This is a genomic window from Paenibacillus sp. PAMC 26794, assembly GCF_000316035.1.
Lineage (GTDB): Bacteria > Bacillota > Bacilli > Paenibacillales > Paenibacillaceae > Paenibacillus.
The window spans coordinates 1-13,889 of the sequence record NZ_ANHX01000062.1; the positions used below are offsets into that span (position 1 = coordinate 1).

The following is a 13,889-nucleotide window of genomic DNA, read 5'->3' on the forward strand; positions in this document are numbered from 1 at the left end:
GGCCGCGGCATGCGCGCAGCCTGAGCGGCCGCAGGTGCATGCCACGGCCGCCTTGGCCGTGGCTGCACCTGGCGAGCCCTCGGGCGCTTGCGCAGCCGGCAGTAGCCCGGCGAGCTCCTCGGACGCCGGGCCGCCGCGCAGCAGGGCGTACAGCGTCAGCGGGCGCTTGCGCAGCTGAGCCAGTACAGCCTCGCGCTGCGCTTCGCTTAGTCGCGCGGGCGTTCCCGTGACCGTGAACATGCCTGCGGCTGATCCGGTCTTGCCCTTAGCAGCGGAAGCGGAAACGGAAACTTCCTGATCCGCATCTGCTGCTGTATTTACTTCTGCTGTCCATCCACCGGGGGACATATGCAGCTCGATCTTCCATTTTTCGCTCACAATAATCCCCCTTTCTCATCATTTATATTCCTCTGAGTGTTCAAGGTCACAGCCACGTCTCACCCTGAAGAGAAATCAGGCCACGCAGCTCATCATCCGACATCTCGGTCAGCCAATTCTCACCCGAACCAACGACCTGCTCGGAGAGTGCCTTCTTACTTTCGATCAGCTCATCAATCCGTTCCTCCAGCGTTCCCTGACAGATCAACTTGTGCACCTGCACGTTGCGATTCTGTCCAATTCGGAATACACGGTCCGTCGCCTGGTTCTCAACCGCAGGATTCCACCACCGATCATAGTGAACAACATGACTCGCCCGTGTCAGATTCAGACCTACACCTCCAGCACGAAGAGATAGAACAAACATGGATGGTCCCTCTCCTTTTTGGAAAGTCTCCACCATATCGTCTCTTTGCGACTTCGATACACCGCCATGCAGGAAATAAGGTTCTTCCTCGTATCGCTGTTTCAACCTCGACACTAACAGATCTCCCATGGCAACATACTGAGTGAAGATCAGGGCAGATTCCCCGTTATCACGGATGGCGTCCAGCAGTTCAAGCAAACGCTCCATCTTACCAGATGCCTCAGCCTTGCCATGGTCTTTCCGAGTGCTGTCCGCCAGCACCGGATGATCACAGATCTGCTTGAGCTTGGTCAGAGAGGACAGAACAATTCCCTTACGGGCGATGCCATTTCTGCCATCCAGACCACCCATCAGATCGTCCACCACACGCTGATACAACACCGTCTGCTCCGGGGTCAGAGAACAATAGGATTTCAGTTCAAGCTTCTCTGGCAGATCCTTGCGAATATCCGGATCACTTTTCAGCCTGCGCAGCATGAATGGAGATACCAAACGATGAAGCTCACGCAAGGATGCGGCATTTTCTTCAGATGGTCCCAGTCCCGTATAACGCTGACGGAACGATGAAGCGGTGCCCAGATACCCCGGATTGAGGAACTGAAAAATGGACCAGAGTTCACTCAGTCGGTTCTCTACAGGCGTTCCTGTCATCGCAATACGATGAAGTGTAGACAGACGCATCACGCTTTGTGCTTGCTTGGTACGGTAGTTCTTAATATATTGTGCCTCATCCAGCACAATGGTGGACCAGTGCAACGAAGCCAGATCCGGGCCATCTCTGCCTGCCAGATGATAGGTCGTCAGTACAATGTCATGCGTCTGCGCTTCTGCCTGGAATTCGTTCCCGTGCAGCCGTTGTCCGCCATGATGAATATATAGCGACAGATCCGGGGCAAACCGCTTCAGCTCACGCTGCCAGTTGCCAAGCAGCGAGGTAGGACACACAATAAGTGCAGGCAGATGAACAGGCCGCTCATTCGTGTGCTGATCCGCCGGGAATGCATCATCTGATCCATTCAGCAGCTCATTCTCACGGGCTTCCTCTTCAGCCGCCTGGCGTTCCTCGTGTTTGTGGTCCAGCAGACAGGTAATTACCTGAATCGTCTTCCCAAGTCCCATATCGTCCGCCAGACATACGCCAAAGCCCAGCTCACGCATCGCGGATAACCATTGGTAACCTCGTTCCTGATAAGGTCTGAGTTCACCATGCAATTCTGCCGGAACCTGCCGAGGCTCAATGCTGCGAAGCACCTGTCCATCGAGCAGAAAAGCAAGCATCCCATCAGATTCGGCACCAAAGACGGAGAGGCCCTTCCATGCGGAATCCTCCCCTTCATCCGCTGCCAGATGCAGCCATTCGGAGAGAGGCATATATTGTTCTTCTTCTTTTTTCATATAACGCAGGACTTGGCGAATCTCTTTTGTATCCACTTCAATCCATTCGCCACGGAACATAACATACGGAACTGTGGATTCAGCCAGTGCTGCCAGTTCCTCCGCCGTGACCGGTTTCCCATCCAGCATAGGCTCCGCTTTGAAAGCAACCAATTGTTCCATGCCCAGTGCCGATGTGGCTCCAGGCAACCGCTCTGTTCCCCGATTCAACATCTGCAGACGCAGTCCCGCACGACGTTTCCCGGCACGACTCCACCTTGAAGGCATGAGAACGGTTATCCCAGCCTTCTGTAAACGTGGAACCGCATGCGTGAGAAACTCAAAGAAACCCTGCTGCTCCAGCTTAATTTCCTCCGGACGAGCGATAAGCAGCGCCGTCTCCAGTTCAGGTGCCATTTCTGCTGCTTGCCCGAGTGCCATCAATAATTGCTCTGCCGCCGAGGTATATAACACCTTCCCTCGGTCCAGATCTCGCTCTGGATGTGCCCAGATCGTCCGTGCAGGCAACCTCAAGCTTGGTTCCTGCTCACTGTCCGCCCAAAAGCTGATCCCCCAGATCGTTTCATGTTCGCCCAGCGGCGGCTCCAAACGGAGCACCAGCTTCAATTGGCCTTCAGCAGGCGCCAACTCTTCTGCTCCCACGATCGGCATCGACGTTCCACCAACTTCTTGCAGCGTATGAATAAACGCTGTCATATCGTCCGTCGGCCCTTGCACCGTCACAGGACGGAACATTGAGATCAGACTATTCCACCAGAGTTCGGCTACTGGCGAAGATCCGCGTCGATATGGCGTGCGGTAACGGGACAGTTCACTGTCCATGCTCTCCAGTTCACTTGTCACTACAGCATGAATCATGCCACTCATGAATGAAAATAATACCGCAGCCCCTGCTTCTTCACGCGTTTCCGGTTCCAATGAAGCATAAGCTCCAGGAGCAGAAAGTCCAATCGGAGGCATTGCTTCAGCAAGATCGCGGAAGCGTTCAATGTCCTCCTCCTGCTGCAAACGTGGCCGCCATACGCCTGTTAATGTCTCTTGCCCGGTCCGTCGCCGTGCTCCGGTTTTTGCTGCGAATTCAGCCGATGGAGCAATTGCTCCCCGCAACAGCAGCTCCTGTGTGAACTGCGCCGCCTTGATCCAGTAACGCATCTCTTCTCCAACCTGAATTCCGGCTGCATTTAACAAACGGTCATCCCATTGCAGCAGCAACCTGAAAGCATCCTTAGGCGAGACTGCTAATCCTTCCAATGTGCGCCCCAGCAGTTGACGCCGCTTCGTGTTCTTGGCTTCAGCCGTGTTCCTCAGCGGATTCGGCCAGCGCAGCTCCGCAAGACGCAGAGCGGCAGGCTGAAACAGACGACCCCCGTCGCCAAAATTCAACCTTCTTACCACGTGGCTCCATGCATCCACACGCGGTTCCGATGTTTCACCGGAAAAACAAAAAAATACGTCACCAAGCCATACTCCATACAGCGATTGCATCATTAAAGTCTCCCGTCATCCCTTCGCATTGTTACTCTCCATCATATACGAAAATGACCGGATTTAAAAACCTTTGCCCATAAAAAGTGGTTATTTCGAGGGTTAGGGCGTGTCTGAAAACGCCCTAGCGGCACAAAAAAATGTCCCTTCTCCCGAAAAGCGGATGAGGAACATTTGGGTAAACCGAAGGATAATACTGAATATTGAAAGAATTACGGATCGTTATCTTACTATGATCTGATCAAGCTCCCCAGCAATACATCCAGGTTCAAAATGCCTGCACGATGATCTTCACAGAACCCGATTTTGTCAAAAACGCCAAGCATGAAACGGCGGTGTTCCTCAGCTGGTTCCTCGAAACGATCGTAACTTACGACAGAATCGACCATATCCACGATCAGCGGTACAAATCCACCTTTGTAAGGCACCACAATAATACGTGTAGAAGAGGTATCCTCCTGGTCCGGCATGCCTAACAATACACGAAGACTCACCACCGAAACGACCTTACCGTACAGCGAAGCAAAACCTCTGATCTCCGGACTTCCAAATGGAACTGTTGTTACCTGTACCATTCTGATGATCTCATGAACTTCATCAATTCGAAGTGCAAAGATCTGGTCTCCTACCGAAAAATTAATATATTGCATTCCCTCGTCCATAGTTATCCCCATATCCTCTCATTCCGTATAATCAGATCATTATAAAATATTAAAACAAAACCATAAGAAGGGCACTTTATTGGGCTAAGTGACCTGCTTGTGGTTCGCATTCACCAAGTCACCACAGGTACTTTCGTCCCATTAGATGTTACTTTGGTGTATCGGTTATTTTTGATCAAATGTTTAGTCTTCAGATCAATTTTGCCAACTTCAACAGACGTTGCATTACGGTTGCTATCTCCGCTCTGCTCATTTGCCCTGTTGTGGAGGATGGTGGAAGTCAGTCGTTTTAGTATTGAGCGTAAGTAACCTGACATTGGATTGAAAAATTATATTCAAAAAAAATACCAAAGATCAGCTTTATGCCGATTTTTGGTATTTTTTATCCCCATATATTATGGATCTGTTTCTATGTTTTCAAATACTTGGAACAAAAAAGCGATATTCCTGTGGATAACTTGTTTCATTACTCCAAAACGACTGTTTTATCGCATGAAAACACGAGTTATACCTGATTTGTGGATAAGTTGTGCACATATTGCACACATGCTGTGGATATCTTTAGCATTTCATGTGGATATTCATTAATTTAATGTGGACATGTTGTGTATTTGTTTGTAAATCTGACGTAAAACCTTAATTTTCACTTCAGTTATCCAATACTGTGGACACGTTGTGGACATGCCCAATTTTCTTCACTGTATTTATTCGACCAATTCACCCTGACGCATGATCAGCTTGTCATCGATGTACACGTCCGGCTTTTGTACAACTGCATCAATATGAACACCCGCGGCAATCGTTCCACCAACTCTCCTGTCTTTGGTTCAGCTCTCAAAAGTCGACTTGACCCTTTCGACAATTGGCATGGGATTCCTGCATGTCCAAACCTGAACTCACCTCAAGGTATCGGCCCATTCGGCGAGGATTGCAGCTGTTTCCTTATACTGAAACGTCGGAAAGTAATGTCCATAGGGCACATCTATCCGTTTGACCTGTGAGTTCATATCCTGGGGATAGTGATATTCCTGATCTTGATTGGCCCATACCACTAATACATTCTTGGCATAATGCTGACTTTCCATTTTCGCCCACAACGTTGATCTGGCGCCTTTCCTCTGACCCGAGTGGATCCAGCGCAACAAGTCTGCATGTGCTCCTGCAATGCGAGGGGACTGGAGACTGGAGCGTATTCTCTTGCCCATGGTATCGGCCATAACACCGCTGTCGCCTACGCCGCTATGTGAAATGAACATTTGATTCCAACTTTTCTCCGATCTGCCACGCAGCAAGGAGCGCATCACCCCTCTTGGCAAACGGGAAACCCATCTTAGGACATTCGGATTCGAATTGTTGGCAACTGGCTGGAGCAATCCCAGCCGAATGTCTGTCCGCCCGCTACGCATCTGTGCCGCAGCTGCAATAGCAGCACCGATCGAATGACCAACCAGCTTCACCGGACCTTCAAACTCACCAAGAGCCGTAAGCAGTGCATCCACCTGACCTTCAAACGCTTCATCTCCCTGATGCACCGGGGACCGTCCGAATCCAGCTAGATCGATTAACCATACCGGGTTCCCGGTCCGGTCCCTAAGCTGTTTTCCTAACGGTAACATCTCATCTGCAGATTGAAGCAAACCATGTACAATAATCCAAGGCTCTCCCTCGCCCTCCCAACCAAGCATAGCCATATTTCCGCTCCGCGACCGAATATAATCTGTCGGAAAACCCTCAGGTAACGGCGTGTACCGAAAACGATAGTCCAGATCGGCTGTAACCAGCGGAAGCTGTTCCCGGATGTCCGGCCAGGATTGCCCCATACGTGTGAACAGAGCCTCCGTCTCTTCAACCGGGAATGACCTGTTGGTAATAAAAGCAACCGACTCCGCTGGAACACCACTGATGCGTGAACCACCTGATTTCATGATCCATTGAATCCATGGTAGTGGCACAGCCCCTTTGGGCTTGGGTACGTCCAATTGCTGCGCCAAGAGTTGCAGCAGTTCGTTCATATTGGGACTGTCTTCCCTCCGCGCCAACAGTGGATAAGTTCCTCCGACTGGAGCAGCTTCCCTGGATAGAAAAACAAGCGTCTGTGCAACAAGGTCATTCTCCACAAGCGGTAACCAATAGGATGAACCTCCCGGTACTACCGGCATAAGCCCTTTCTGAATCACCTGAATGAGCAGCCCAATCCCACCCGTTTGCTCGGTTTCACCTGTGGGACGTGGTCCAACCACTGTACTCGGATTTACAACGGATAAGGGATAGTGATGCTGTTCAGCATGCTCGCGAATATGCAGATCGGCATGAAACTTCATCTCTTCATACGCACTTTCATTGTTATCCACATGCTCAACCTGTAGATAATTCCCCTGTTCATTCCGCTCTCCATAAGGACTCATATAACCAACAACGTGGATAAAGTGTCTCAATCCATGAGTACGGTGGATTTCCTGTGCTAGCTGTGCCACTTCTCTGGCCCCGTTCATGAATATCTGCTCGGCTACTTTTCGTTCCAAAGTGACGTCCATCGTTCCACCCGCATGAATGATCACATTCGCTTCAAGAGCACTCTCCCGGTCCGCTGCGGTAAGTCCAAGACCCGACATGGACAAATCACCTGTAATAAAGGTAATTCGGTCGAAATCCTTCACTCCATAAGCCTTCAGCACAGTTCTGGCTCGCTGTTCCGAACGAACCAGCAAGAGCAATTGTGCGTCTCCCTGCGTGAGTTGTTTGACCGTTTCTTTGCCGATAAAACCTGTACTTCCTGTCATAAAAATGGTCGTGTCTGCAATATCAGACTTGCTTATTACCTGATTCATGTTTGTTGAATTTGCTGCTGTGTTTTCTTCATTGGATACACGGTTAGGATGTACAATCATTCTGTTACGGCTCCCTTTAGTACTATATAGTACTAGTTATATTCAAAAAAAGAGCTTCGATTAACGAAGCATCTGACAAAACGTGCGCGCCGATTGTTCTATAATCCCTACATCACGGGCAGTTCCCGCTAGGATTAGTGAACCCTCCAGTGCTGCAATAAACAACAACGCAGCCGGTCCTGGCTCAATCTCTTTGCGAAATTCACCGCGATCCAAACCTTGCTGAAACAACTTCTCCACCATAGGTCTAAGCTCACGAAAGAATCTGGATATGCTTTCCTTCACTTGGGGTGCACTGTCCGGTGTCTGCATATATAACGTAACAAAAGGACAGCTCCCTTCGTAATTTCGGCCCTCAATACCTGCCGACAGCAATGCCATAAATGAGTAAATACGCTCCTCCACTCCTCGCTCACGCTGACTGAGCAGCAGATACAGCTCCGACTCATACTGGGCAATCCAGTATTGTACCACCGCCTGGAGCAGTTCCTCCTTATTTTTAAAATGATAATAAATATTCGACTTCGATACCCCACTCACTCGCACGACCTCATCCATGCTGACATAGCTGTACCCGTGACGCAGAAATAATTGCGCTGCAACTTCGATCGCCTTGGTCCGGTTCACCGGATTGGAACTCTTGGATTTGGCGGGTCCCGTGTTCATTTTTGGATTTGTCATATTTAGAACTATACAGTACTAGTAAGTTGAAAACAAGTATTTCTGTTAACAAAAGAGGACCTCCCACTCCAACTACTCCATACTTGTCCACATTTAGAGTGTTATACACACAGGATATCCACATATAGTATTGACTCTGTGTTAAATACGTCATGAGATCGTTAAACTGCTTTGGGGTTATCCACATTTCAGGGATATAGCTGACTTTGAACTTTTCAGAGAGCGTTATTGGCTCCTCGGAAAAACAAAAACAGGCCAACCAGAATAAGATCTCTGGTTGGCCCGTTTCAATTAACTTATATATCCGATAGACTAACTTTTCTATCAGAAAATTTCTGAACAGTTTTCGGTAACCTGTGGATACCATCCATGATCCGGATTATTTTTTCAGACTATCCCAGTTCTGTTGCAATGCGTCGAGCAATCCGACTTTATCCGATTTGCCTGCAACGTAAGCTTGAATCGTGCTGCCATACTCTTGTGGAACCCCTTCAGGGAAACGGTTGAAGTTCCAGCTGAGTGTTTTGTTTTCCTGGCTATACTTCATGATCTCTGTGGCGAGGTCACCCAGATCCTCTTCGGATGCCGTGATGGAACTGAACGCTGGAATGAATTTGAATTCTTTTGTCATGTATTGTTTCCCGATATCCGAAGTTACGAGCCACTCCAGAAACTCTTTCGCTTCCGTTTTCACTTGGGAATTTTTGTTCACAACCCAGTAGTTCGGCACGCCGACAAACAATTTGTCATTCGGTTCATTGTTAATTGGCATCGGCAGGATACCCAGATTCAGATCCGGATCGATTCCATCGATCTGTACTTGAGTCCAGTTCCCTTGTTGCATCATCGCCGCTTCTCCACTCGCAAACAACGTAACTTGAGTATTGTAATCGGTTGTCAGCGGGTTTTTGTTGCTGTATTTCAACGTTAAGTCGAGCAAGTTGATCCAGTCGGCGAACACTTGGTTGCCAGGAATCTTCTCCGTACTTTCGTTGAGTCCTTGGATGAATTTCACCGGATCTGCCTGATTTGCAAATGCGACGTTTACATTATGATTACCCAGCACCCACCACTCCTGATAACCGTTCGAGAAAGGCGTAATACCTGCAGCCTGAAGTTTCTGTGCAGCTTGATCCAATTGTTCCAGTGTCGTTGGAATTTCGGTAATACCAGCTTTTTGGAAGAGGTCTTTGTTATAAATGAAACCATAACCCTCTAGCGCCAGCGGCTGTCCATAGAGCTTGCCGTCTTTGGTCATTGGCTCTTTGGCTACTTCAAGTGCATCCTTGGCCCATGATTCTCCAGACAGATCTTCCAGATATTCAAGCCATGTATCCAATTCACGATAACCACCTACGTTGAAAATGTCCGGTTGTTCTCCAGCCGCAAACTTGGCTTTTAATGCAGCACCGTAGTCACTGCCGCCACCTACGGTCTGAATGTCCAGTTTGATGCCTGGATGGGAGGATTCATATTCCGCTTTGAGACGATTGAGCGCTTCCGCAATTTCGACTTTGAATTGGAAGATTTTAATGGTTTTATCTCCAGCAGCAGCCTCGCCACCACCTTGAGCATCCGTATTGACCGGACTGCCACTCTTGTCTCCATTGCCACAACCCGCGAGCATTACCGAAAAAGCAATCAGCATAAGCAACGTCAACTTTGTCATTCTTTTCATACATACACTCTCCCTATAGTAGTTTCAGTATAACAGTTCCACTAAAGCATATTTACACTGGCACTCCGATGACAGAATAACCTTCCCTTGAAGCGTGTTTTCATTCTAACGAACCGAGCCCACGTTATTCACTCCTATTTGCACAGGTTTCCATTCTAACGAATCACAGAGACGCTATTTCGTTGTTTTGGTCGAATTTTAAGGCTCTGACGCCGTTTTGTACCCGAATAACGTTGCTGAGATTCGTTACAATTTGTATTCCTTGATTATCCACCTCTTAAGATGCGGTGGGTTCGTTAACGCTTTGAAAAAGGAGCTTACCATCACTTCACTCTGTAGAAGAATTCCCTGGCTATACAAGCTTCTTTCATGATCATTTCCCTTTATTAATCTTTTCCCCAGGAGTCATGCCCAGGCTATTCGAACTTCCCTAGGAGTTATGCCCAAGCTATGCGGGCATGACTCCCTTTGCACACCTCCATGCGAGGTGGGAGCAAAGGGATCAGGATGCGATGTAGGAGCGGAGCGTTCGCCTTTGATACTCGGTGGTTTCCTTGCCCTAATACATTCAGGCCACCGAGGAGCAACAGCGACCGAAAGCGCAACTTGATCCCGCAGCGACCTTGTGCTCGCACTCCGCCACAGCGACCCTTCCCTCGCACTTACCCTTTAACTGATCCAGCGGTAATCCCCTGAATGATATACTTCTGCATCAGCAGGAAGAAGATAATGATCGGCATGATGCCGAGCACAAGTGCCGGCAAAGCCAGATCCCATTGCTTCGTATATTGACCGAAGAGTGCAAAGGTCGCAATTGGGATCGTACGCAGGTTGGAGCTTTGCAGGATCAGGGATGGGAGAAGATAATCATTCCAGATCCAGAGTGTGTTCAGAATGATGACGGTTACATACATCGGTTTCATGAGTGGAAATACGATCCGGAAGAACACCCCGTAGGCAGAGCTTCCATCCACTCGGGCCGCTTCCTCAATCTCCAGTGGGACGGATTTTACGAATCCGTGGAACAGGAAGACAGACATGGGTGCCCCGAAACCGAGATAACAGATGATGAGTCCGCCAAGGCTATCGATCAGTCCAAGATTACTGGTTACAGTAACGAGTGGAATCATGATAGACTGGAACGGAATCACCATGGCGGCAATGAACATGCCGAACAAAATCCGGTTGAACCGGGTATTGCTGCGGACCATTCGGTACGCGGCCATGGAACTGATCAGCACAAGCAACAGATTGCTGACCACAGTAACGATAAGCGAGTTCATCAGCGCAGACGGGAAGTTAATTTTCTCCCAGGCATTCGCATAATTGCCCCACTGGAATACTTCCGGCCATGCAGCCGAATTGGTGAGCAGATCACCGAAAGTTTTGACCGAATTCACAAACAGGAAGTAAAACGGAACCAGGAATAAAAGACCAAGGAGTACCATGACAATCTCGGTTAAAATGGTACTGAAGCGGTAATTTTTTGACGTTTCCATCTATGCCTCCACCTCCTTGCTCTTCGTCAGACGTACCTGAATCATCGTGATAATGGCAACGATTACGAAGAACACGAGTGCTTTGGCGGTTCCGATGCCATATCTGTTATTCACAAAGGCTTCATTGTAAATATTAAGTGCAACCGACTCTGTTGATCCGAACGGTCCACCTTTGGTTAGCGACAGATTGAGATCGAACATTTTGAACGACCAGGAGATCGCCAGGAACAGACAGATTGTTACACCCGGCATAATGAGCGGAAGAATGATGCTCCGCAGTACCTGCCAGCGACTTGCGCCATCAATCTCGGCGGCTTCCAGCAGATCAGGGGATACATTTGTCAGAGATGAGATGTAGATGACCATCAGATATCCTGCGGTCTGCCATACAAACACAATCACGATTCCCCAGAAGGCGGTCGGTTCGTCTCCCAACCAAGGAAGGTTGAAGAAGGACCAGCCGGTTACATCGCCTACTGCTGAAAACCCTTTCACAAATATGAACTGCCAGATAAAGCCGAGCAACAACCCACCGATCACGTTAGGCATAAAAAAGATCGTACGCAGAATGTTTCTCGTCTTAAGCGGTTTGGTCAGGAAATACGCCAGGAAAAAGCCAATCACATTGGTCAGTACTACACCAACCACGGTGAAGCGCACCGTAAACCAAAACGCCGTTTGGAACTTGGGATCATTCACAAAAACATGCACGAAGTTATCAAACCCTACCCAATTAATGTTCTCGGATACCCCGTTCCAATCCGTGAATGAATACACCATGCCAAGCAGGAAAGGGACCACGATGATGAGAATAAAAAACACGATGGAGGGACCCACGAACACAAGCTGCTGTAACAGCTGTGAAGATTTGCGATGCTTCATATCGTTCTCCCCTTCTATAGATGGATGAAATTGGTCTCTTTTTCTATTAAACCCCATTATCGCCGAGGGAAACACCGACCCTTGTGAACAGTTGGGGGTAAAATATTGTCCTCTCTTAACCTGCAACCAGAAGGGGTGTTCCAATGTCCAAATACTACAGTATACGCACCAAATTGATTGCCTTTATGCTCATTTCTACCACCCTTCCGCTGCTCGCTTCAATCAGCATGACGTTTATTCAGACCAAGACGGCCTTGCGTGAACAGGCTGTTGAAGAAAACAAACGCCTGATCTACCAAGCGTCCACCAATCTCAACAATTATGTGGATAACGTGGCCAGAGCGTCGCTCGCTGTGTATAACGACCCGAACTTTCTGCGTAACTTAGCAAAAATTCCTGGTGATTATCGTGCGGTTGCCGAGGTGTATACCACTTTGCAGACCATCCGCGCGGCTGTGCCGGATGTATTCCAGCTGTATTTGCACTCTTTTGCCGCCAATCAATCCACCTTAATTACAAATCCCTTTCCGAAGCGGGAGGAACGCAAACAGGCCTATTCCGGCTCGCTCCATGGAAAAACAGGCGGTGACAGCCCGGACATCTGGGTGGAATCGGCACATATGAGTCACACGTACGGATTCAAGGCCGCCTCCCCCGATGACCCTGCCAGAACGGTCATTACCCTGCATCGGGTGATCAAGGATATTCCGTCCACCGAGCGTCTGGGTGTACTCGCCATTGACTTGAATATGAATACCATTGCAGCAATCTGTGGCAGGCTGTATGATCCGGCTAAGGAACAGATCTATGTGGTGGATGGTCAGAATCAGATCATTTACCAAGGACGTTCCGAGGTCAATCATACGGATGCACTACGAGAGGAAACCGCTAGTGAACTGAATATCGCGCGATCTAGCGAAGGTACAGCCCAGAATGTCGCAGGGCATTTTGAACAGGATCGATCCATGTATGTATACCAACAACTTGGCAGCACATACGCCGACTGGACCATCGTCAAACAGATCCCGAATGAGACGTTATATGCCAGAGCCACCACACTGACGTGGAATAATGCGATGATTGCCATTGCGGCACTTGTATTGGTCATTGTTGCAACCTTGTTCATCTCCATCCGAATCACCGGTCCACTCAAGCAACTCATGCGGTATATGAACCAGATTCAAGCCGGGCGTCTGCATGTGGATATCCATCTATCCAGCCGAGATGAATTCGGGGTACTCGCTCGTCATTTCCGGGATATGATGGATACGGTGAATAATCTGATTCTACGGGAATATCGACTGGAAATCGCCAATAAGACCAATCAACTCAAAGCGTTGCAAGCGCAGATTCATCCGCATTTTCTGTATAACACACTGCAATCCATCGGTACACTTGCCCTTCAACAGCAAGGACAGCGGGCGTATACCCTACTCTCTTCCCTATCGAAAATGCTGCGCTACAGCATGCGGGATCAGACCTGCGTGACCTTACGCGAAGAGGCGGAGCATGCCCGCTTATATCTGGAACTGCAACAGGAGCGGTTCGGAGACCGCCTTGAGGTCGATTTGGATTTTGCCGAAGATACCCTGTCTGTCGAAATGCCAAGAATGACGTTACAACCTTTAATTGAGAACTATTTCAAACATGGAGCAGATATTCAGCCAGGCAAAGGCCACATCTCCCTATCCAGCCGCCTGATCGATGATCATTGGATTGAAATAGAACTGAATAATAACGGACCTTCCATACCTGAAGATAAATTACTGGAGATCCGAGGATGGCTGCATCAAAGTCATACAACAACCGGGTTATCCACACAAGAATCCGATGAGTCCGAGTCCATCGGTCTACGAAATGTGATGCGCAGACTTCAATTAAACTCACATCCCGGTCACTCTGCCAGACTTGAGATCAGCAATCGGGAACCCCATGGTGTGAAGATCAGGGTTAAACTATACGCGGGAGAGTGAA

The 13,889-nt window shown here is 48.9% G+C and carries 8 protein-coding genes and 2 pseudogenes; 1 reads left to right on the forward strand and 9 read right to left on the reverse strand.

Annotation, left to right across the window (positions count from 1 at the left end):
- From D829_RS31640 to D829_RS0120825, 9 genes and pseudogenes are all read right to left on the reverse strand, one after another.
- Positions 1–378: pseudogene (locus D829_RS31640) on the reverse strand (hypothetical protein); the annotation flags it as partial.
- A gap of 46 nt (positions 379–424) precedes the next feature.
- The gene (locus D829_RS0120795; protein WP_026081316.1) at positions 425–3,628 is read right to left on the reverse strand and encodes a DEAD/DEAH box helicase; all 3,204 of its coding nucleotides are present in this window, start codon (positions 3,626–3,628) and stop codon (positions 425–427) included.
- Between the two features lie 227 nt (positions 3,629–3,855).
- Positions 3,856–4,287, reverse strand: a complete 432-nt coding sequence (locus D829_RS0120800) for a chemotaxis protein CheW (protein WP_017690859.1) — start codon at positions 4,285–4,287, stop codon at positions 3,856–3,858.
- A 704-nt stretch (positions 4,288–4,991) separates the two neighbouring features.
- Positions 4,992–5,096: pseudogene (locus tag D829_RS34115) on the reverse strand (aminopeptidase); the annotation flags it as partial.
- Positions 5,097–5,183: 87 nt separating this feature from the next.
- The gene (locus D829_RS0120805; RefSeq protein WP_017690860.1) at positions 5,184–7,175 is read right to left on the reverse strand and encodes an alpha/beta fold hydrolase; all 1,992 of its coding nucleotides are present in this window, start codon (positions 7,173–7,175) and stop codon (positions 5,184–5,186) included.
- A gap of 60 nt (positions 7,176–7,235) precedes the next feature.
- Entirely contained in the window at positions 7,236–7,802 is a 567-nt protein-coding gene (locus tag D829_RS0120810) for a TetR/AcrR family transcriptional regulator (RefSeq protein ID WP_017690861.1), read from the reverse strand.
- 433 nt (positions 7,803–8,235) lie between these two features.
- Positions 8,236–9,534, reverse strand: coding sequence for an ABC transporter substrate-binding protein (locus tag D829_RS0120815; RefSeq protein ID WP_017690862.1), 1,299 nt, complete (start codon positions 9,532–9,534; stop codon positions 8,236–8,238).
- A gap of 662 nt (positions 9,535–10,196) precedes the next feature.
- Complete coding sequence (locus D829_RS0120820; RefSeq protein WP_017690863.1) at positions 10,197–11,033, reverse strand: carbohydrate ABC transporter permease; 837 nt, start codon at positions 11,031–11,033, stop codon at positions 10,197–10,199.
- Positions 11,034–11,915 (reverse strand): sugar ABC transporter permease, encoded by an 882-nt coding sequence (locus tag D829_RS0120825; protein ID WP_017690864.1) that lies wholly within the window; start codon positions 11,913–11,915, stop codon positions 11,034–11,036.
- Positions 11,916–12,058: 143 nt separating this feature from the next.
- Between D829_RS0120825 and D829_RS0120830 the strand changes: the two genes are divergently transcribed.
- The gene (locus D829_RS0120830; RefSeq protein ID WP_017690865.1) at positions 12,059–13,888 is read left to right on the forward strand and encodes a sensor histidine kinase; all 1,830 of its coding nucleotides are present in this window, start codon (positions 12,059–12,061) and stop codon (positions 13,886–13,888) included.
- Position 13,889 lies beyond the last annotated feature (1 nt).

Excerpts from the sequence above, each read along its gene's own strand:
- D829_RS0120795 (WP_026081316.1), bottom strand. The coding sequence starts at position 3,628 with ATGATGCAATCGCTGTATGGAGTATGGCTTGGTGACGTATTTTTTTGT.
- D829_RS0120800 (WP_017690859.1), bottom strand. The coding sequence starts at position 4,287 with ATGGACGAGGGAATGCAATATATTAATTTTTCGGTAGGAGACCAGATC.
- D829_RS0120805 (WP_017690860.1), bottom strand. The coding sequence starts at position 7,175 with ATGATTGTACATCCTAACCGTGTATCCAATGAAGAAAACACAGCAGCA.
- D829_RS0120815 (WP_017690862.1), bottom strand. The coding sequence starts at position 9,534 with ATGAAAAGAATGACAAAGTTGACGTTGCTTATGCTGATTGCTTTTTCG.
- D829_RS0120820 (WP_017690863.1), bottom strand. The coding sequence starts at position 11,033 with ATGGAAACGTCAAAAAATTACCGCTTCAGTACCATTTTAACCGAGATT.
- D829_RS0120825 (WP_017690864.1), bottom strand. The coding sequence starts at position 11,915 with ATGAAGCATCGCAAATCTTCACAGCTGTTACAGCAGCTTGTGTTCGTG.
- D829_RS0120830 (WP_017690865.1), top strand. The coding sequence starts at position 12,059 with ATGTCCAAATACTACAGTATACGCACCAAATTGATTGCCTTTATGCTC.